This window comes from Chordicoccus furentiruminis, from assembly GCF_019355395.1.
GTDB lineage: Bacteria > Bacillota > Clostridia > Lachnospirales > Lachnospiraceae > Chordicoccus > Chordicoccus furentiruminis.
On record NZ_CP048829.1, the window covers coordinates 1,904,873 to 1,926,265 of the forward strand.

The 21,393-nt window shown below is 48.7% G+C and carries 12 protein-coding genes; 8 read left to right on the forward strand and 4 right to left on the reverse strand.

What is annotated here, in order from left to right:
- The first annotated feature begins 21 nt into the window (after nucleotides 1–21).
- The 6 genes from G4C92_RS08805 to G4C92_RS08830 all read left to right on the forward strand — a co-directional run bounded on the left by G4C92_RS08805 (nucleotide 22) and on the right by G4C92_RS08830 (nucleotide 4,471).
- Entirely contained in the window at nucleotides 22–1,020 is a 999-nt protein-coding gene (locus G4C92_RS08805; RefSeq protein ID WP_274939495.1) for an ABC-three component system protein, read from the forward strand.
- On the forward strand, nucleotides 1,005–1,469 hold the full coding sequence (locus G4C92_RS08810; protein WP_274939496.1) for an ABC-three component system middle component 2: 465 nt from the start codon (nucleotides 1,005–1,007) through the stop codon (nucleotides 1,467–1,469). Before G4C92_RS08805 ends, G4C92_RS08810 begins: the two co-directional genes overlap by 16 nt.
- Nucleotides 1,469–2,734 (forward strand): ATP-binding protein, encoded by a 1,266-nt coding sequence (locus G4C92_RS08815; protein ID WP_274939497.1) that lies wholly within the window; start codon nucleotides 1,469–1,471, stop codon nucleotides 2,732–2,734. Before G4C92_RS08810 ends, G4C92_RS08815 begins: the two co-directional genes overlap by 1 nt.
- Nucleotides 2,731–3,222 (forward strand): hypothetical protein, encoded by a 492-nt coding sequence (locus tag G4C92_RS08820; protein WP_274939498.1) that lies wholly within the window; start codon nucleotides 2,731–2,733, stop codon nucleotides 3,220–3,222. Before G4C92_RS08815 ends, G4C92_RS08820 begins: the two co-directional genes overlap by 4 nt.
- A 10-nt stretch (nucleotides 3,223–3,232) precedes the next feature.
- A complete protein-coding gene (locus G4C92_RS08825; RefSeq protein ID WP_274939499.1) occupies nucleotides 3,233–3,676 on the forward strand; it encodes a hypothetical protein in 444 nt (147 codons plus the stop codon).
- A gap of 123 nt (nucleotides 3,677–3,799) precedes the next feature.
- A complete protein-coding gene (locus G4C92_RS08830; protein WP_274939500.1) occupies nucleotides 3,800–4,471 on the forward strand; it encodes a SpaA isopeptide-forming pilin-related protein in 672 nt (223 codons plus the stop codon).
- A gap of 499 nt (nucleotides 4,472–4,970) precedes the next feature.
- Here G4C92_RS08830 and G4C92_RS08835 read toward each other — a convergent pair whose 3' ends face one another.
- From G4C92_RS08835 to G4C92_RS08845, 3 genes are all read right to left on the reverse strand, one after another.
- On the reverse strand, nucleotides 4,971–6,146 hold the full coding sequence (locus G4C92_RS08835) for an IS91 family transposase (protein WP_274939501.1): 1,176 nt from the start codon (nucleotides 6,144–6,146) through the stop codon (nucleotides 4,971–4,973).
- Entirely contained in the window at nucleotides 6,143–6,991 is an 849-nt protein-coding gene (locus tag G4C92_RS08840; RefSeq protein ID WP_274939502.1) for a tyrosine-type recombinase/integrase, read from the reverse strand. Before G4C92_RS08840 ends, G4C92_RS08835 begins: the two co-directional genes overlap by 4 nt.
- Before the next feature lie 420 nt (nucleotides 6,992–7,411).
- Complete coding sequence (locus tag G4C92_RS08845; protein ID WP_274939312.1) at nucleotides 7,412–8,737, reverse strand: IS1380 family transposase; 1,326 nt, start codon at nucleotides 8,735–8,737, stop codon at nucleotides 7,412–7,414.
- Between the two features lie 370 nt (nucleotides 8,738–9,107).
- Here G4C92_RS08845 and G4C92_RS08850 point away from each other — a divergent pair, with 370 nt between their 5' ends.
- Together G4C92_RS08850 and G4C92_RS08860 are read left to right on the forward strand one after the other, a co-directional pair.
- Entirely contained in the window at nucleotides 9,108–17,111 is an 8,004-nt protein-coding gene (locus tag G4C92_RS08850; RefSeq protein WP_274939503.1) for a SpaA isopeptide-forming pilin-related protein, read from the forward strand.
- A 908-nt stretch (nucleotides 17,112–18,019) separates the two neighbouring features.
- Entirely contained in the window at nucleotides 18,020–19,432 is a 1,413-nt protein-coding gene (locus G4C92_RS08860) for an ISL3 family transposase (RefSeq protein ID WP_408611719.1), read from the forward strand.
- Nucleotides 19,433–19,567: 135 nt separating this feature from the next.
- Here G4C92_RS08860 and G4C92_RS08865 read toward each other — a convergent pair whose 3' ends face one another.
- A complete protein-coding gene (locus tag G4C92_RS08865; RefSeq protein ID WP_274939505.1) occupies nucleotides 19,568–21,181 on the reverse strand; it encodes a transposase in 1,614 nt (537 codons plus the stop codon).
- Nucleotides 21,182–21,393 lie beyond the last annotated feature (212 nt).

Consider the following 21,393-nt stretch of genomic DNA (forward strand, 5'->3'; position numbering starts at 1 on the left):
GCCGGGAAGAAGGTGCGTTAGGTGCGGGTGATATTAAATTATAAGTCGCTTTATGAGGCAGTGAAGGTAGGCGTAACCAATGACGGCTATACGCCTGTTACCCGCATGCTCTTTTTCCCTGTTTTCGATCCCAAGGGAGATATCCAACCGTGCGATGAGAACGGCGTCCCCTATGCAGTTGACACCAAGAACGCTAATGCATGGTGTAAGGGAGAAGATAACATTCCTGTTAATATCAAAACAGCTGTCGGCAAGAAATCCACGCTGGAATCCCTCATCAAGTATTACAAATCAAAAGCTTTCACGGATAATCTGTACGAGGCTACCGAAGATGAAATGTATGAAGCAGTGGTAGCCCTCGTGAAGGATTGCGAAGATGTCAGCGATACAGCTAAGAAAGCGCTTCTGAAAGTATACAATTCGGGAGAAAAACTGGAGTTTCTTGCCAGAGTGTTTCAGAGAGCTGTTCGCGGTGAGAATAAGGTTGTATCCAAGAGCAGGAAGAAAAAAGCAGCGGATACAGACGCTGATTCCGTCACAGAATTTAATACGCTGGTAAGGAAAAAGAAACCTCGGGTCAAAGTACCAAAGAAAGTACAGCCACCCGAGCTGAACTATGTAACCCAACTTTATCTTGCATATCAATCGGCGACGGGGAAAGCTGTTACAAAGCCGGAAGATCTTGATCCGTTAGACTATAGAGAGCATTTCGAGCATCAACGGAAGACTTTTTACATGGCGGAGACTGTGCATAGCGAAATCAGAGATTCGGTCATGCCAAATGAGCCAGACCCATTTGATGAATTGAAGGAAGAAATCGATACGGGGATTTTCGAGGTAAAGAGAGCACCCTATAAAAATGCTGTTCTGAAAATAGATGCCGTAGTTGGAAAGGCTGCTGAACTGTCGATCTCATCTATGGTAGACGACGCAACCAATCACTGGATCGGCGTAGGGGAGAAGAAGGGTGTCTGTCATATGCTCGTGAATGAAGAAAGGCTGAAATGGGTGGAAGTATGACGAATAACATTTTCAATTCCACTTTTGAGTTTGAGTTGCGGGTATTGTTGTTATTATCCGCAGTGAGAAAAAAGGCGTTTGCCATTGAAAGAATTGTGTCCCTTGATTTCATAGTCTGTTATGCCGGAAATTTCCAAATGCCATATTTGAATCCACAGGGGGATAACCAGTATATGTTTTCAGAACTGGCGAGCCGCCGGGAGCATATCAGGGATGCCATTAAGAGCCTTGTTATGCAGGGATTGATAGAGGTATCCCTCGATAATGGGTATGTTTTCAATATTTCTGAGGCCGGGAGCACTTTTATCAGAAAACTGAAAAGCGAATATGCAACACAGTATAAGAAGATCGCTGCCGATGCAATAAAACAGTTTAAAAACTATGATGACTTGCAATTGGATCACATGCTGCATGAAAGTTCCGTGAAGGCAATAGAGGGAGGCCGCTGATGTATTACATTAAGAAAATCATGATCACCAGCGAAGGGAAAGACGGAGAGAAAGTTAAATCAGAGCTGCCTCTCAAGCCCGGTCTTAATATCGTTTATGGCCCTTCCAATACAGGCAAGACGCATGTTCTGGATTGCATTGATTTCATGCTTGGCGGTGACGCGAAGAGATTATACAAAAAAGAGCTGAAGATAATAGCTGTTTCCATGTTTATTGATTCTGATGGTGCAGAGCTTACGATGTACCGCGAACTGGCAGAGGAGACGAAATCGGATATTATTGTATCCAGTAAAGTTCCGGGAATAGCACCCGGAACCTATACGGCAAATAATCAGCCCACAAAAGAGAAAGAGACCATTGGCTCCCTCTGGCTGAAGCTCATGGGCATCCATGAAGAAGTCAAGATTATTAAGCAAATTGAGGATGCTCAGCAGCAGCGCCTGACAGTCCGGACGTTTTACCATATGTTTGTCATTAATGAGAACAGGATATCGGGAGAAAACAGCATCCTGAAAAGCGGGACGACTTGGACAAACAACATCCCTGTTCCGACTATTACGGCTTTGATCTATCTCCTGACGGAGAAAAATTATATTACTCCCGGTGAGAAGCAACAGACGCCTAAAGCAACTGTAAAAATAAAACGTGCTGCGGCTAAGCAAATAGTCGATGGAAGCATGGAGGCTATAAAGGAAAAGGAGTCTCTCGGAATTCAGGAAGAGGAAACCTTGTCTGCGGCTGAGATTCAACAGGAAATCAATAACCTTCTTGAGGAGATCAGTGCGGCGGAGGATTCCCTGAAGCAGACAACACAGCATGATGAAGAAATCTCTGAACTGATCATAGGTCTGACCAAGAGTATATCGGAAAGCACGGTACTAAAAGGACGATATGACGCATTGCGCACCAGGTATGAGGCGGACATGCGCAGGCTGACATTTATCGCAGAAGCAGACTTCCATAAGGGGACACTGAGGGAAATGCTGGAAGAACTGGATAAGGTTCAGCTGCTGATCGTGGATGAACTTTCGTATTTAAAAATGGACAGGGAAAGAGAGAGCCTTTTTTTCCAGGTGATCCGACATCGGTACGAAAAAAGCTCCCTCATTATTACGACCAACCTGCCGATGGGCAGATGGGACGAACTGTTTACCGGCAAGCTCGCGGCTACGGCGATCCTGGACCGCCTGGTGCATCACTGCCATATCCTGAGTATAACGGGTGACAGCTACCGTGTCAAAGGGTCAAAACAGAGTGTTAAATGAAAGGTATACTCGAAATGAAAATAAGCAAAGAAAAAAGGCAGTTTCTTAAGAAAGAACTGAAGGAATACGAGAAGATCACGCCTATGACAGCGGCCGAAAGAAAAGTCCTGCACGAATGGGTGGCTGCGGGATACAGTGTACATGAAAACAGCTCTATGGCTGTTTATGAAGGCGGCAGGCCTGTGGATTTCCTGGACGTATACCGTGAGGAAGAAGATATCCGACGCGCATTGAATACAATGAACTATGAGGAAGGGAGCAAATATCTCCTTGAAGAGTATGGTATCGACCGTGACAGTATCATGACGCCGAAGCCTCCCTCTTATGAAGAACTGAAGAAGAAAGCGAACCGCCTTTATCGTACATGCCTCCTGTATTGGGAAGTACTTGTTGCCAATGATTTACGTGATGAAGCATATGAATACGTACGCGAACATATCGATGAAGAATTGCCTTTCGATTCCTTCGATTGGGATATCGCACAGTAGGAGGCCTGGCATGGGAAAAACAATCATTGGGGAAGATGCATTTCCGAAGATCATTGAACAGTATAATTCCGGAGGTAAAACAGCAGCGTACGAGTATCTCAGACGTCAGTACGGGATCAAACATCCATACTTTGTAATGAATCGGATCAAGGAATGTGGAAAGTATTCATACAATGAAGATACAGACCGGTTTTCCAGGACTGACGCAGGCTCAGGAGACGGTGTATTTATGGATCTTGATGAGTTATGTGACAGGACGGCGCTATCAACAGCACACAAGATAGAGCCAGTTACAGATCCTCGGCCAGCAGCGATGGAACGTTTGGTTCATGAGCTGATTAGTGACCGTCTGCTGACGCTAAGCAGATACATAACCTTGGATTCATCAACGAGAACGATCCTGATTGATCAGACATCGCTGTCGGCTGATGGATATCAGGTAGTAACTCATTAACAGGGTGGATCAATTCACAGTGTAAAAATCGGGATTGACAGAAAGAATTGACCCGCCTTAGCAATCCGTTTAGCCGGGTACTAAGGTGGGTCAACATTCAACGTAAAAGTGGGTCAATTCTACTTGACAATCAACAAGGGTGATGCTACATTCACAATTGCATTTGATAATGATTATATTGCAAGCTTAGCTGATAATACACAGATTACACTTAACTATAGTGGCCTGATTACATCTGATGCACTTTCTGTTGATCCTGCAACAAACAAAGCTACCCTTATATCTGGAGAAGGAAATAAGACAGAATCTGATACGATTAAAGTTTACAATGCAAAGATTACTGTAAATAAAGTTGATGATAAAGAAGCTCCTCTTGCTGGTGCAAAGTTCAAACTTAAGAACTCTGATGGACTCTATTATGCTGGTTCTGGGACAAATGGAACTGCAAACTGGACAGCAGATGGTGTCGAGGTTGAAGCTGTTGAAGTAACTGCAGAAGATGGAACTAAGACATATACAGCAGAATTCAAGGGCCTCAAAGATGGTACATATACTCTTGAAGAGAGTACTGTACCGACTGGCTACAATAAGGCAGCTGATGAGACAATTACAATTTCTGCAAATAATACTTCAGAAACCAATCTTAACCAGACCAAAACAATTAAGAATGAGACAGGTACAGTACTTCCTTCCACTGGTGGCATCGGTACCACAATCTTCTACATCATCGGTGCAATCCTTGTAATCGGTGCTGGAATTGTTCTGGTAACTCGCCGTCGCATGAACGCGAACTAAGTAGTAGCGACCAATACAAAACAGTGGTCTAAATCAGGTAATTCACCTGACCCGACCATACTGAATTAACAAATGAACCCCAACAAAAAGGGAGCCTGGCCATCAGGTCAGGCTCCCCGGGGAAATCATTTACCTACACAATCACATAGCATAAAGCGGAACGAATATGCCGGGTTGAACACCCGATCCAGACTTGGTTCCGACTACTGTCACGACCATACTAAATCGTTAAGGAAAGAATCGAAGGTGGTGCAAACGAAAAAGCAGCATTGCGCTTTCCGATAACTGCCCTTTCGTTTGCAACAATTTCGATTTTTCCTGGTTGAACAAAGCGCGTCCGGGTTGCCTGTATATATGGACTTTCAATCAGACCGCTTTTGCTCAGAGTGTAGCATGGATCCTCTGATAAATGTACTGTTTTGTACAAGAAAACCACGATGATCGCATCAGAAATAAGCCTTTAAAAGGCTTCACAGAATCCGTATTCATTTTTAAGAAATCAACAGAGCAGATGTGGCTCTGGCCGGAACAAAGATGGATCAGCACCTATCGGAATGATCCTTCCGCCACAGGACGAGCATTTACAGACATCCTTGTTATAGAGAAGGCGGATGATTGCCGGTCCATCCAGATTCTTCAATCGGGACAGATATTTTTTACCACCAAGAAGATTCCGGCAAAGAGTAATCTTCCGGTTTTTGTTCCGTGAAGAAAGAAGTCCATAGTGCCTGATCCGTACGAACCTTTTGGGCGGGACATGCATCAGAAACCGGCGCATGAATTCTTCACCGGTGATGGTGACTTCTTTCCATTGTCCCTGGTTTTTGTAATCTTTTGCAGTAAAGGTGACAGTGCTGTCCGTCATGCTTTTAATACGATAGTTGCTGATCGCGATCCGGTGGGTATACTTCCCGAGATATTTGATAACGGACTCAGCGCCATCAAACGGTTTCTTGCAGTAAGGGATCCACTCTTTTTTATAACAGGAGTCCAGCAGATCCTTGAACGCATAGTGGTTTTTGAAGCACTCTGCGCTGCCGTGGAATTCAAGCTTTCCGTCTTCCCAAAGGTGTTTCAGCTCCGCAAGATACTTGCCGCGGAATAGGCGTGAAACAACCCGGATGGGAAGGAAGAACTCTTCTCCGGTATCTTTCCACTGGTTTTTGGGGTCGAGACCGCCGCCCAGCACAACGGCATGGATATGCGGATGGAAGTTCATCTCACTCCCCCATGTATGGAGGATGCAAATATAACCAATGTCAGCACCAAGATATTTGCTGTCGGAAGCCAGTTCCCGCAGTGTATCGGATGAAGCATGATAAAGGGCATCATACAGGAGTTTCTGGTTGCTGTAGATGACAGGATTCAACTCCTCCGGGACAGTGAAGACCACATGGAAGTATGGCGCATCCAGTACATCTTCCCGACGGGCATCCACCCACTTTTCCTTTGGGAACTCCTGGCACATGGGACAGCATCGGTCACGGCAGGAATTGTAGTGGACCGAAATGCAGCCGCAGTCTTCGCAGACACTGATATTGATACCGAATGCACCGGTTTTACAGTTCCTGATATGATAAGCCACTTTTCGTTGAGCCGCAGAGAGTTCATGTGTTTTCACGTAATCAGGGTAAAAACGGTTAAAGACATCCTGGATTGTACATTCAGTACTCATGCTTCACCGCCTTTATGCAGATCGTAAGGGCTGCGGATCCCAAGAAGGCTCTTGTTGCTGACATGGATATAGACTTCTGTCGATTTTGGATCCACATGTCCAAGCAATGCCTGAATGTATTTAATGTCAACACCATCCTCAAACAGATGACTGGCAAAGCTGTGGCGGCAGCAATGACTGGTGACCTTTTTAGTAATACCGGCTCTTTCTGCACTTTTCTTGAAATACTGATTGATGCTGTTCTTGTCAAGATAAGTTCCGGTCCATGAGCTTGGGAAAAGAATGTCTCTGGGCTTGCCACACTTAAACCAGTATTCGGTCAGTAAATCAAGGTTGCGATCAGAAAGAATCGTATATCGGTCCCGTCGGCTCTTGCTTTCGCGGACATGAATGGTTCTGTTAGCTCGGGATATATCGTCATAATGAAGATGTACGACTTCAGACACTCTCAGGCCGGAAGAATACATGGTGGCAATAATCGCTTTGTGTTTAAGGTTGGGCGTATGATCAATAATGCTCTGTATTTCATCCCTTGAAAGAACAGTAGGCAATGAGCGGTCAAGCTTCATCCTGGGAATGTCTTCATCGTCCCAGTTCATCTTCAGGATCCGTTTATAGAAAAATCGGATTGAGGAATGATAATGATTATAAGTCCGAGGCGCCAATCCGCTGAGCCGCTTTTCTGTCAGGAATGCATCAACGTCATCTGTTGTGAGGGCAGAAACATCTTTGTTTATAGTGCGCAGGAAGTAGTCTACGGAATTGCAGTAAGCGTTGATAGTACTTTCTTTTAAGTTCCGCTTTTGAGCTTCATTACGGATCGGGGTAAAAATATCTTCGTACATAAAAACCTCCTTGATAGTAGTGTCTTCAGATACAACTACCTATCAGGAGGTGCGTTGGCATCATAATTCCGATTGCGGAAGACGCCTGTAAATGCTATTGTTTTCATAGGCAGTGGGGCTTTCCGTATTCAGTTGTTTTGTGTGGTAACTTAACAATACCGAATTACGAAAAGCATTTCCACTGCTTTTTTGTTAGTCAATAACGTAAAACTGCGCCACAGCCCAGGCAGGCCATCGCGCAGCGATTTTGTTCAACCTGAATTATTCATGACGTTAGATTCCAACTGGAAATCTCGTCAGATAATTGTTTGATGATGGCATCTCATTCGCAAAAGCAGAGAGTTATCCACAAAAAGGGCAAATTATCCCCTTGTTTATGAGTGGTTGCGTTTGAGATTGTCAAGGTTCACGAATTACTGCTTATTCCAGCAGTGGTTGTAGCTGCCTGATATTTAAGAGCGTTTCATTAAACTCTTTCTTGTAAGGGCAGCTGCTGCACAGCTTGAATATGATATATCTTGCTGAATGAACCGCTTTCGCGGCGATCTTCAGCAACTTCAAACGAACGGTATTGATCCGCTGCTTTCTCATGCCTGCGGGTAATACCAGTCGTCGAAACCAATTGAACAGGTTATAGGCAAGAGCATGTACTTGCAGGCGGTTTGCATTGACCACCTTGGAACGACTGCTCACAGAAGAGAAATCGAACCCAGATTTTCCTTCTTTGATGAAGTTCTCCATCTTGCCCCGGCCACAGTAAAACTTAATGACCTGATATGGAGCTGTTTCCATCGTTGTGACGATAAAGGTATACAGATGGACCATCTGGTTATAGGGTTTCTCAATCTTAAAGACAACCCTTCTCGGATGAGGCCAACTGCCGGCCTGATATTCAAACTCGCCGTATTCCACAGCGTAATCAACCTGGTTTTCACGAGTAGCCCGGTAAAGGTCTTCATCCGCATCGGATGCATACTTGATTAATGTCGAGTTCTGTTTCAGGCGGATCGCATACTTGCAGTCGTTTTCTTCACAGGCTTTATACAGTTCCGGCGAGGCAAAACCGCTGTCACCACGCAGATACAAGGGCAATGATGGATATTTTATCCTGTACTCCTGCATCAGTGGAATCATGAACTGATCGGCATCCTTGCTGCAATACTGTGTACCATCACGCAGCTCCGATTTCAGCAGATCTCCGGTCAGCCCATCGCAGCAAAGCAGCGGGTGATAGCCGTGGGCTTGATAATGAAAGTTGAAGCCTTCACCTTCCTGGCCGCCATATGTGTTCAGTAGGGTGGAGTCCAGATCAAACAGCATAAACTCTGGCATTTTACTGGAATAAACAACATCTCTCATTTTTGACTGGATCATCGCCAACTGAGCGAGCGTATCTTCATCCATGCGGTTCCAGAAACGGGACAGTGTAGGCTGTGAAGCAAGTATATCTTTATCAAGGATTGCGGTCAGTACTGGATCGTTTGTCAGTTCATCGGCACAATCATCTTCGAAATAAGCAGCTATGATCTGATAGACCATCTGCATCAGGTTATCAGGGTCCGTGTGAATGCGGCAGTTCGTATGATCGTTGGTCTTAAAAAGCTGTTTTACAAGCTTTGTCAGGCCGATCTTTGAGGCGAATTCTTTGATCAGAAGCAATCCGCCGTCAGAGGAAAGGTCGCCGCCGTCAAAATTTATTTTGATTTGCTTATTGCTTTCAAGTGAAATGGTGTTTAGAATTGTCATAGAGGACCTCTTTCTCTTGGTAATTGACTGATTCGACACCTTGATTTTGCCAAGAATAGGGTCCTTTTTCTATTCACTTTTCAAGTGAAAGCAGGAAAGCTGTGTAACCATAGTAACCATGCGACTTTTAGTCGCAATCACCGCCTTGCGGTGAATAATTCAAGTTTAACGAAGCGGCGTATCGAACGGATTGGCATTTCCGTATATTCGTACAGCGCGCAGCTTCGTTTTACTGAGGGCAGTCAGTGATGAGAGGTTTTGCGATATGAGGCGTTCGTTCGAGGGGAAAAGGCATCAGCCGGCGAAATCAGAAGAAAAAAGAAAAAGATGTGACAGAAAGCACAGAGGCTTCGGCTTTTTCTGCGCCTTTTTGCTGTGCGCGGGATTGATCTCCGGCGGCGCGGCAGTTTCCGGCGAGTCGGGCGCGCAGGAGGCGGTGAACGCCGAAGCGCCCGCCGATGACGCGGTTCAGCCGGAGGTTCCGGCACAGCCGGTGGAAGAGGCGCAGCAGAATACGCCCGCTCCGGAGGATACGGAAGGCGGAGGAGAGGCGGGTCAGCAGCAGGAAGAGACGCCGGATCAGCAGCAGGAAGAGCTGTATCCTGAGGATGACGGAAACGGGGAAGAGTCCGTTCCGTCGGTTTCCCGGCCGGATGCCGGATCCGCTGAAAGCAGCGCCGCGCCGGTCGGAACGACGGCGGAGCCGCTCACCGTTTCCGTCACGACAGCGATGAAGTACGCCTTCGCGGGCGAGAACGCGCTGACGTTTGAGACGCAGATTACCGGCGGCACGGAGCCGTTTGAAACTTCCTATGAGATTGATCGGGACGGAACGCCGGTCTGGTCGGCTCGGGAGTATCAGCCGGAGTTGACGTATATGCCCGAAGAGGCGGGCGGCTATGAGCTCGTGCTGAGCGTCACGGATGCCGCCGGTCAGGCGGCGTCCGGCCGCTGCGCCATTCCGGTGGCGGTGCGCCACGAGGAGAGCCCGTCGGACTGGGAGCCGGCATTGAAGGAAGTCCGGATGACCGGCCGCTACGCGGAGGACCTGCTCGCGATCGCGCGCACGCAGCTGGGCTACACGGAGAGCGCGGACAATTTCATTGTGACAGAGGAAGGCGCCCGTCAGGGCTACACCCGGTACGGGCAGTGGCAGGGGGACGCCTATGAGCCGTGGGACGCCGCGTTCGCGGCCTTCTGCCTCTACTACGCGGGCGTCCGGGACGTGCCGGCCGACACGAAAGCGGAGAAGTGGGCCGATGAACTGAAGCGGCGCGGGATGTACCGCGATCTGACGGCGGAGAACCGCCCGGAGGAGGGGGATTTCCTTTTCACCCGGGACGGGGAAGTGACGCGGATCGGACTGGTCGAAAAGACGGATGATACGGGCGTGACCGCCATCGAAGGCGACGTCGGCGGCGCAGTCGCCCGCGTGACATACGGCTGGGACGACGCGCGGCTTGCGGGCTTCGGCGATCCGCGGACGACGCTGACGGACGAGGCGGCGGGCGTCACCGTCACCGGCATTTTTCCGGAGGGCGCGACCCTTACGGTTCAGCTGCTCGCGGAGGACGCGGACGGCTTCACGGAGGCGCAGGACCGGATTCACGCGGCGCTCTCTCCGCTCTACGACCGGTATGCGGTCAATCTCGCGGATGTGACGGAGACAGCGGTGTACGTCCCGTCTCTGACCGTGAACGGGGAGGTGGTCTCCCCGTGCAAAAAGGTACGGGTCGGCGTCTCGGCATGCGGCGGACGGTTCGCGGGTCACGGCGATGTCCGCGTCCTGACGTTTTCGGACGAGCAGACGGAGCTTCTTTCGGCGGAAGAAAAAGACGGCGGGGACGGAGCGGACGCGATTGTGAGTGCGTCGTTCCGCACGGACCGTCTGTCGGAATTTGCGCTGACGGCGGTGGCGCCGGACAGGCTCACGATGCGCCGGACCGCGGCGGACGGCGATGCGAAGGTGACGGTGACGTACGGCACCGGCGCGGGCGTGCCGGAGTCGGCGGAGCTCAGGGTGAGGCAGATTCGCGGCGACGGAGACGACGCGGATCGCGCGGAATATCAGAAGCGTCAGGCGGAGGCGGCCGCCCTTCTCGAAACGGAAGCGGGCGGTGAAAACGCGGCTTCTCAGCCGGATACCGCGGCCTCCGGTTCGCCGGGGAACGCAGAAAATGCAGACGTCAGCCGGCAGACGGATCAGAATGCGGAGAATGCAGCCGCCGATCAGCAGGCAGACCAGAACGCGGAGAATGTAGCCGCCGATCAGACTGAAGATTCCAAAGAATATGCTGCCTATATGGAGGAAGTCGAAGCGGCACTGGCATCCGGTCGCAAAGTCCAGATGGCGAAGCTTTTTGACATCACAATTTTGGACAAGGAAGGAAATGAGGTTGAGCCCCTCACCCCTGTGTGCGCCAATATCGAGTTTGTGCCGAAGGAAGTTCAGGAAGGAACAGATCTCGAACTCTACCAATTCCAGACAGAGGGCGAGAAGCCCCAGGTCATGGAGAATGTGGAAGTGCTCACTGACGATGACAACATCGTGAATGGAATCGAGTTCGAGACAGACGGATTCTCAGTATATGGCATTGTCGGAACTGTCATCGAGAAGTATGTACTGGCCAGCGATGGACGGAATTACAGGATAACGGCCACCTACGGCCCGGAAACCGGAGTTCCGGAAGACGCACAGCTGAAGGTTTCTGAAATACTGCCGCCGGAAAGCGATGAAACCATTGCCGGAAGCGAAGAGCCGCTTGATTCCTCTCTGTATGACGAATACGTTGCCAGAACCGAAGATGCCCTGGGCTGGGCAGAGGGCAGCGCTTCTTACGTGCGCCTGTTTGATATCAAGATCACGGATGAATACGGAAACAAGATCGACATTGCCGCTCCGGTGGATGTGAGGATTGAACTGGCGGATAAGGACAGCAGCGAGGAAGGCCTTCTGGGTACGCAGGTGGTGCATTTTGCGGACGGCGCGGAAGTACCGGATGTGGTGCAGAATTTAAGTTTTGACGAAACGAAAACGGAAAGCGAAGGAATGACGCTCTCCTTTACAGCGGCAGGATTTTCGGTATATGCCATAGTGGACGCACCGGAACCTGCGGTTGTTGAAATCGACTATGTGGATTCCCTGGAGGAACTGGCTGGACAAACCGGAAAAGAATTCTATCTTTCCTACGGTACACCTCCGAAATATTTTACAAATGAGCTGAACACGAACAGTGCTTTCATAGAAAACACAAGTTCCGGTCAGGCGGACGGCTGGTATTTTGAACCGACCGGAGTTGACAATCAGTATTATATTTACACTTACGTTGAGGGAGTCAAGAAATACATCACGAATCCCTCCGGCAATCTGGCCGGCCTGGCTGATACAAACGGAACAAAATTTGATCTCGAAGATGCCGGAAACGGGAAATTCTATTTCAAAAAAGCCGGAGCTAGTCTTTGGCTGCAGCATTCCGGCAGCGGCTCAGGGATCCGGTTTTATACGGACAATAAAAATGCAGCAAACAGCCAGATTTCCATTGCCTACGCATCCTCTTTTGTTCTGCCAGATGATCCCTACGGCCTTAATGGCAAGACCTATGGCATTGCCTATCACAATGACACGGCAACATCGGCAGCGTTGACAGCAGAAGGTGTGACGACCAGTGGTCAGCAGAGACTGAAGGGATTAGATATGCTCATGCGGCCGGATGTGCTGGATCATGACGGAATCCTGCTTGTTGCGGAAAACAGCGATATCCAGGAATGGACTTTCCAGAATGTTTCAGAAGATAAATACTATCTGAAAACAACCGTTGACGGCGTGACAAAATATCTGACTATAAATGGAAACAATGTTACGCTTATGGATACTCCGGATGAAACGTATTCCCTGATCAAGGCCATTCCGGGTACGGGAGCCAACAGCGGGAAATGGCACTTTAGTGTGGGTAATTATTCTCTGAACTTCAATAATACAGCGAATAACGGATTCAACGGGACAACCGGTACCGGAGCAACTACCTGGATGAATCTTGTGGAGAAGTCATCCTTCCCGGAGGAAGATTTTACCTATTACAACGCCAAAAAGGTCAGTGTTTCCGATACGAGTCAGGTTCCCGATAAAAAACAGGTGATTATCTATACCCGTGTCTGGAACGATACGAAGAAAAAGTACGAGTTTTTCGCCATCGACCACGACGGTTCCCTGATCCCCTGTTATGATACAGGCGACGGCATCGAGTGGATCGGCACGAATGTCAATACCGCGCTGTGGGAACTCACAGAGGGAACGAATCCGGATGGCTCCCTGAGCTATTATTACTGGCTTCGGAATACGCAGTATGGTAATACCTTTATTACTCCGCAGCTGTCAAATGACCAGGTCATTTATACAAGTCCGGGCAGCGATGTGCAGGATTTAAACGCCAGTGTCAATCTGAACGGACGGCGTTATGAAGAGAATTATACAACGATCATCAGATGGGATGACGATCAGTATGGCTATTCCGGCCTGAAGGTGGAAAATGGTCATTTGGTTCCGTGTGCGTTGTCAGAGACAGAAGATTTTTACTTTGCCATCATGGAAGAAAAGCAGCATGCGGAGGATGTGACGACCGTTGAAACGGTCGACAGCAAGGCTTACGGCATCACCATGAAGATGGTTGATTTTAATAACGATGTGCAAAAATATTCTACAGGTGATCGTGATGTGGTACAGACCGAGGTTATGGGGACTCCGGACGGAGGTGCAGGGTTGCTTTCTACCTGTCTGGATCCTGTCACAGGTTATCCAGTCGTGAACAGTAATTCGAACTCGTTGTCTCAACTGTTCGACAGTACTAAGGAGATGGATGCCAATCATCTGTTCCTTCAGAACATCTACAACGAAAGCGGGTACTTTGAGTATGACAGTACGCAGAACTTTGCGCATCTGAACCCGGACGGCACCTTTACGGTATATGATCAGCTCGGCGCGATCACAGGTGATGCTGAGCATAAAACTACCAGGGAACATGGCCAGTTCATGCCGTACAATGACATTTCCCCGGATAAAGGATACGCATATGATAAAGATGGCCACATCATCACCAATCAGACGGATGTGTTGGCACATGAACTTCCGGATACCAATGCCCGCAAGGGAGAAAACCTTTACCTGATCGGCAATAATAAAAAGGGTATGAGGGATACAACTGGAGACGGTGTCGATTACTTCTTCGGGATGGAGCTGGAAGCAAGCTTCACACAGACAGCGAATGGTCTGGACGCCTGGGGCCATGACATCATCTTTGAATTTTCAGGAGACGACGACTTCTGGCTGTACGTAGATGGCCAGCTGGTTCTCGACCTCGGTGGAGTGCATTCTGCACAGGTCGGTTCGGTTAATTTCCGAACAGGCCTGATTACCAGCTCGAACGGAAACTCAACGCTGTACAACACCTTCAAGAACAATTACAAAGATCAGCACCCGGAGGCTACCGACGAAGAGGTTAATCAATACCTGGATGATATATTTGAACGGAACGAAGAGGGCAATTATGTGTTCAAGGATTATACCAAACACACCATGCGTATGTTCTACATGGAGCGCGGCGCAGGCGCCTCCAATCTGCACATGCGTTTTAACCTGGCAGCGGTTAAGCCGGGTACCGTGGTGCTGAGTAAACAGCTCTCCGGCACCAACAGCGGATCCAACAGTCTGCTGGAATATCCGTATCAGATTTACTATAAAATTCGAGGGGATGGGGAAAGCGAAGAGCATCTTCTGAATGATCCCTCCAAGGTAACGTATAAGGATTCGACCAAGCAGGTGAAGTACGAAGAGCATCTTACGCTTGAACAGCAGACTTACGACAACGTATTCTTCCTGAAAGCCGGTGAGTCGGCGGTGATCGAGCTGCCGGAGGATACAGTCAATTACCGAATCGTCGAGTGCGGTATAAGCACAGCAACTTATGATGTTGTCAAAGCCAACGGAGAAACACTTGCTCCTACAGATACACAGAATCCAGGGAGAAAGGATTATAAAACCTCCTTGGATACAATGACGAACCGGGATACGGTCCTGTTTGATAATCATGTCAAAGAAGGCGCGATGAGAACGCTGTCCATTACAAAGCAGCTTTATGATTCCAATGGACAGGATCGGCTGCATTATGATGCTGCCGAAGGTGAGAAAGAGGATAAAACACTGTTCTCTTACCGTCTGTATTTAGGAAATGCCTTTACGAGTGAAGATGATATTCCTCCGGCTAATCTATATTCTTACTTTGTTAAAAACAGAGATAAATATTACTGCCGCTGGGATCTTGCACAGAAGAAGTTTGTATCGTTGGGCATAAATAACTACAGTGATCTGGAAACATATCTGGCACCCATGACAGACACGCAGAAGGAATCGATTATATTTAAAACCTCTCCGAGCGGCGCTATTTCCAAGATTCCTGCAGATTATACAGTGGAAGTCCGGGATCTGATCGACGGCGTTCACTGGAAGGTGGAAGAGCGCGACGATGAAATTCCAAAGGGATATACCCTGCGTCTGTCGGACGGTTATACACGTACGGATATTATTCCGGAAGAACCACATGGAACCACGCCGATCAGCGATACGATCGAAGGGGAGGTGGATCCTGAAGTAGATGTGCGAAATCAGAAAGGCTGGGGTCTGACCGTGCAGAAAGTATGGACAGATGAAGATTTCATTGACCATGATCCTATCTATTTCGCGGTATACTACGAAAAAGAAGGGCAAGCTCCGGAACTGATTGAAGGATCCGTTCGTTCGATGATGAACGGCAATAAGGAGATTTACTATTTCTTCAACCAGGAACAGATGGCCGGCAGGGATTTCAGTGAATACAGGGTTTATGAGGTGAAACTCACGAATCCCGAAATTGATCCGGCAACAGGAGAAATTCATTATGACAGCATCACCCCCATCCCGGATAGTGGAAAACTGACCGTAGGCGGAACACCGAAGGGTACCACTGTGCATCAGGAGAATGAATACACAGTGACTTATCAGATCGGGGAACCGACGACCCAGAATGAAAACGTCCGTACCGATGTCGTGACCAACTCACGGCCGGGCATTAAACTGTTTAAGATGCGGTGGGATTACGAGACTCCTCTTGCCGGAGCCGTCTTTACACTGAAGGATTCGGAAGGACAGGATGTTGCAGCGGAAAGCTACACGTCGCGAAGCGAGGACGGTCTGATTACCATCGCTTACCTGAATCCGGGCATTTACACACTGACGGAGGTTGAGACTCCCAAAGGGTATGTGGTACTGCCTGAACCGATCACGATCACAGTCTCGGATGATTCTATTACGGTTGGACCAGAAGAACTGAAAAATAAATATTATATATTTGAACCGGCGAAAGAGGCTACGGAAACCCAGGAAGCGGACATGGCAACCGTTACCATCCGGGACCGGGAGACCGAACTGCATGTGAAAAAGGTGGATGCGGTTACAAAGGATCCGCTCGCAGGCGCTCATTTCGCTCTTTACAATCAGGTGACGGATGCACAGGGAAATAAGAGAAAAGACTATCAGCCAATTACCGGCTATGAAAATCTTATCTCCAATGCGGAAGGCATTCTTACTTTCCCGGACACCAATGTGGAAGCAGTGACAATTGAAAACCTGACCTGGGGCAACACTTATTACCTGACTGAGACGCAGGCGGTAACGGATTACGATCTGTTGAAAGAGGATCTGTGCTTCACTGTGAACAAGGATGGTACCATAACCATTGAAAATGCAGAGCATTCCGGATGGCTGACAACATCGACAGATACTGATAAGGGAAAATATTCTTCACTTATTCAGATACCTAACGGAAAACTGCAGTATGTTTCTGTTTGGAAGACCGATGATGGCTATACGACGATCACTACCGGTGCATCCTTCGCCCTCTACAAGGCAGAGGACTATGATGATGCTGCAGGCAGACCGAAAGAGGGTGCTGTTCCGGTTCTTACCGGAACCACCGGTGCAAACGGTATCCTGGCGCTGGGGACACTTCCTGCGGGTACAGAGTACCGGTTAGTGGAGACGAAAGCTCCGGACGGATATTATCCGCCTACTTCCGCAATTAAGATTTTCGTAAATGCAGACAAGGTAACTGCTATGCAGGCAGGTAGTCCAGCGGAAGTATCTAGAAAAGGTGATGAGCACTGGGTACCTGATCAGCCGGAAGCCACCTGGCAGATCCGAGTCTGGAACAGTCAGGGGTATGCACTTCCTTCCACCGGCGGATCCGGGACTGCGCTGTTCTATCTCCTTGGCGGCATTCTTCTGAGCGGGGCAGGCATACTGCTGCTGACCCGTCTTCGCATGAAGAGGAAGCATTCCGAGCGGTAAGGCCGTTGCTGTAACCGGTATGTGGTTTTATTACAGTAAAGCCGCGTTTGTGAATAGTATGCTGTTTTATTACGATAAGGCCATTACTGTAACCACTATAAAGTTTCATTATAAATGAAGGTTTTGGGAGATTCTCCCGGAACCTTTTTTTAAATAATCAGAATAAAAACAGTTGCAGGTACGGCGTACGGATTTCGCCGGCATCGGTTTCCATATTCTTGCCTCCATGCGATCTGCAAATCCATCTGCAAAGAGTTTTCATCACGCAATTTGCAAAGAAACAATTGTGTTTAGGCCTGCGTAATATGGGCTATTACCATGGCTATAAGGGATATCGGTTTATAAATAAACCGGTGAATGCTATTCCTTACAGTGCTTTTGAAGAACTGTCTGCTATATATGATTTCGATGCGAAACTCGTAAGCGGTTTATAAAACCCCGTGGTTTCTGAGTGGAACTGAAAAATGATAGTAAATTACTCTCATTTTTTCGGTTCCATTTCTTTTTCGATCTTATCAACCTTCGAACATCTTGCCCTCATAAACTCCGACCATGGCATCATATCTTCTATGCCATCGGGCTCATTTTGGTAGTCCGGCATATATAGCGGGTCAATCACTTTTCTTATGGGATAGGTGGTATCCCAGGTAATTTCAGGTAGCACCTGGCTGTACCAGTGTCAAGGTCATCCGGCCATTTATCCCTCCCGCCCAAAGGGCGTGAGCATAAAAGGCCTTCTTCCCCTGACACTGCTCCATCCAGGAGCGGCAGGGTAATCAAGGGGCGTAAGGACGCCCCGGCCCTTAAACCGGGCCAAAAACAGTTGCATAGAAAAAGGACCATCGTCTATAGTTGAGACTGTATTTCCTGGCAGAAGTGTACAAACTCAACAAGGCGGTGGCCCGTACATGAATTATACACATACTGAGTCCGATGGACAACTGGCATTCTCTGAAAACAGATATACTTTTTTAAGCATCCCCTCCCGGCTGGAAGGCTTTAATAATTCTGACACAAGCGTACACCGGGCAGCTTCCGGCCGCGAAGTGTTGTGCTTTAACGGCAAGCTCGATCTGGCGGATGCTGACCGCAGATGTCCAAAGTGTGGAAGCCGTATGCACATCAACGGTCACCGGGATCTTACGCTCCGGCATCTTTGCTTTGGCGGAAGCCTCAGTGCGATCCATTTTGACCGCGTGCAGCTCATCTGCAAATGCGGACATTCCCATATGCAGTCTGTTCCGTTCAAAGCAGACGGCCATCAGATATCTGTGGAACTGTACCAGTATACCAGGGATCTGTTGGCACTTGGCACTTACACGCTCAAGCAGGTAGCTGAGATCACCGGGCTCGGAAAGAACACGGTCAAAGCCTTAGACCTTAAGCGCCTGAAGGAGCTCTATACCATCGACGGCACGAAACTGATCAGACCGGAGCAGCCGGCAAAAATGCTTGCCATTGATGAGTTCAAGCTCCACAACGGCCACCGCTATGCCACCCACATCATAGATCTTGATACCGGCCATATCCTCTGGATCTCCCATGGGAAGAAAAAGCAGGTGGTCTATGACTTCATCGACCATGTCGGCCTGGAATGGATGGACTCTGTCGAGGCCGTCGCCTGCGACATGAACTCCGATTTCCAGGAGGCTTTTGAGGAAAAATGCCCCTGGATACAGCCGGTGTTCGATTACTTCCACATCGTAAAGAACTTCAACGACAAGGTGGTCAGTGAAGTCCGCAAGGACGAGCAGCGCCGCCTGTATGAGGAAGGCCTTATGGAGGAGGCAAGGGCTTTAAAAAAGACCCGTTACATCCTGATGTCAAGTCGATCAACGCTTCAGGCGAAAGATGCGCAAGCCAGGACAGGTGAGCCGATCAGCCGGTCCGGTTCCATCTTTCCCAAGGAAGAGTACGTCCGGAAAGAGGGTTATGAAGCAAGATATGACGAACTTCTCAGTCAGAACAAGCTTCTGTTCACGCTTGATCTGATTAAGGAGCGTCTGTCTCTTTCCTACACCCGCACTGATGAAGCCCGTATGGCGGATGACATCACCTGGATCATGGATACCTGCAGTGCATCCGGAAACAGTCATCTTCAGTGGTTCGGAAGACTCCTTGGAAACCACTTTGAGGGCATCATAGCCCATGCAACTTATAAAATCTCCTCTGGCAAGATGGAGGGCATCAACAACAAGATCAAAGTCTTACGGCGACAGGCCTACGGACTTCCGGATGACGATTATTTCTTCCTCAGGCTGTTTGACGCCAGCAGGAAGGGTTATATTCGCAACCCCTTATCCCATAAGATTTGTGATTGAAGCAAAATAAAGAACAAGATGATAGCAAATAAAAAGAGAGGACAAAATATGAAATCTTTAAATAGTACTTTCCCAACCAGTTAGACTATACGGGGTACAGTCAGCGGTTATTGGTGAGTGCCGACCGGCAGAGCGTCAGCTCTGACCGGTGGCGGTGTCGTTTGATTTCGGTTTATTTTTGCTTCCCTTTGGCCGGCCGCGTTTGCGTTTGCCTTCCACAGGGATCGCTTCCTGCTCTTTTATAACAGATTTGTTTTTACTCCCCTTGGGGCGACCCGGCTTCTTCTTTGGCGGCTCTTCCGGTCTCGGAATAAGCCCCAGCTCCTGCAGGATCTCCTCATAAGACGGATTCAGCCTGATCAGCTGCCATGTTTCTCCATCTGAGCGTACCTTCTTGGCACGGGTCAGAACGGACATGATCTTCTTATAAGTCCGATCTTCCAGCAACTTAGCATTGTCAAATGCCTTGATCAGACGGAACGTCAGAAGCGTGGACAGGAAGTCACAGAACTCGCTTCCTATAACGGAATAGTCATCCTGCACCCGGGTCTCATCGAACTCACAGGCGGATTTATAGAACCTCATGACGATCTCGATCTCCCAGCGCTTTTCGTAGGCTTTATAAGCAGTCTCGGCAGGAAGATTCAGGTCGCATTCCAAAACGATCGTTCCGAAGGTCTTCTGCTTTTCCCGGAGCGCTTCAAGGCTGTAGGTCTTGCTCTTCTTTGCCCGGCGCAGCCAGTCCCGTTCTTCTTTGGATGCCTTATAGCTGTCACGGTAGGAGTAAAGCCATTTATCCGTCCCGGTACACTTTTCCTTCCGAAAGGTGATCCCTTCATATCCAGGAAGGATGCCGGTAAAATCCTGCATGTGGTGCCGTTCAATAAGCTTCGAGTTGCGTTTGATCGGGTTCAGGTAATGAAGATCTTCGTTCGCCTCAAAGTGTTCATGCGCCGCCGACTCGGGAAATCCCTTGTCCCCGACGATGATCCCTTTCGTGATCCTGTTCTCCGGGATGAAGGCGCTGTAGGATGTGGCATCCAGCATGTTTCCGGGAAAGCACTTGGAACACACAGGCTCCATCGCCTCAAGGTCAAAAGCATACAGGACTGAGATGTCGCGGGTTCCTTTTGTCCTTGCTTTTCGCGAGAAGTCGGAGAGCGAGTTGACTCTTGACCCGTCGGATTTCAGTGTGCCGTCGATCAGGAGATGATGATCCATGGATACGGCGGAGGCACGGTTCTGCATGAAGCGGACGATCTTTGAGACCGACTTCCCCATATCATTCAGGAAAGATGAGACCGTGTTCTTCGACAGTGCGATCCTGGGATAGAGCTCCGAGAGGAAACTGGTCTCATATGCCTCCTTCAGTTCGTAGTTCTTAACGCCCGGATCACAGACCCGCAGGATGGAGATACAATACATCTTCATCACGTCCGTCTGGCTATAGACGGCAGACAGTTCCTTGCGGATATCAGAAAACAATCGGTCGCACAGGACGACGTTGGCCCAGTCCTTTAAGTCGACCGATGAGGCTGAGACACGGTCAGGCGCTTCCTTGTCAATAGGTACGTAGACACCATCGATGATGTGCCCGATGGTCGGGCCGTTGACCGGCAGATGGCGGCCGTTGTCATTCCTGCAGCCGATGCGTTGCCGGACAGCATACAGGGATTTGTCCTTGCCGTAAGCGATGACGACCGTATTCTTCGGCCTTGGTACAGAGAGTATATCCTGTGGTATGGGCATATGAGCACCTCCATATATAGTCTAATTATACCACTTAATTAGACTATATTCAAGAAAAATCATGCTGAATATGTTGACATTTTTCAGGGTGCAAATGGGCCAAAACCGTGGAATCACAGGTATTTCGGCGGTTGATCCAACCGCTTGAGTTGTCAAAAGACTCATTCCGGTGAAAACTATAGGCTTTTATATAGTCTCACTGGTTGGGAAAG

Excerpts from the sequence above, each read along its gene's own strand:
- G4C92_RS08810 (WP_274939496.1), top strand. The coding sequence starts at position 1,005 with ATGGGTGGAAGTATGACGAATAACATTTTCAATTCCACTTTTGAGTTT.
- G4C92_RS08815 (WP_274939497.1), top strand. The coding sequence starts at position 1,469 with ATGTATTACATTAAGAAAATCATGATCACCAGCGAAGGGAAAGACGGA.
- G4C92_RS08820 (WP_274939498.1), top strand. The coding sequence starts at position 2,731 with ATGAAAGGTATACTCGAAATGAAAATAAGCAAAGAAAAAAGGCAGTTT.
- G4C92_RS08825 (WP_274939499.1), top strand. The coding sequence starts at position 3,233 with ATGGGAAAAACAATCATTGGGGAAGATGCATTTCCGAAGATCATTGAA.
- G4C92_RS08835 (WP_274939501.1), bottom strand. The coding sequence starts at position 6,146 with ATGAGTACTGAATGTACAATCCAGGATGTCTTTAACCGTTTTTACCCT.
- G4C92_RS08840 (WP_274939502.1), bottom strand. The coding sequence starts at position 6,991 with ATGTACGAAGATATTTTTACCCCGATCCGTAATGAAGCTCAAAAGCGG.
- G4C92_RS08845 (WP_274939312.1), bottom strand. The coding sequence starts at position 8,737 with ATGACAATTCTAAACACCATTTCACTTGAAAGCAATAAGCAAATCAAA.
- G4C92_RS08860 (WP_408611719.1), top strand. The coding sequence starts at position 18,020 with ATGAATTATACACATACTGAGTCCGATGGACAACTGGCATTCTCTGAA.
- G4C92_RS08865 (WP_274939505.1), bottom strand. The coding sequence starts at position 21,181 with ATGCCCATACCACAGGATATACTCTCTGTACCAAGGCCGAAGAATACG.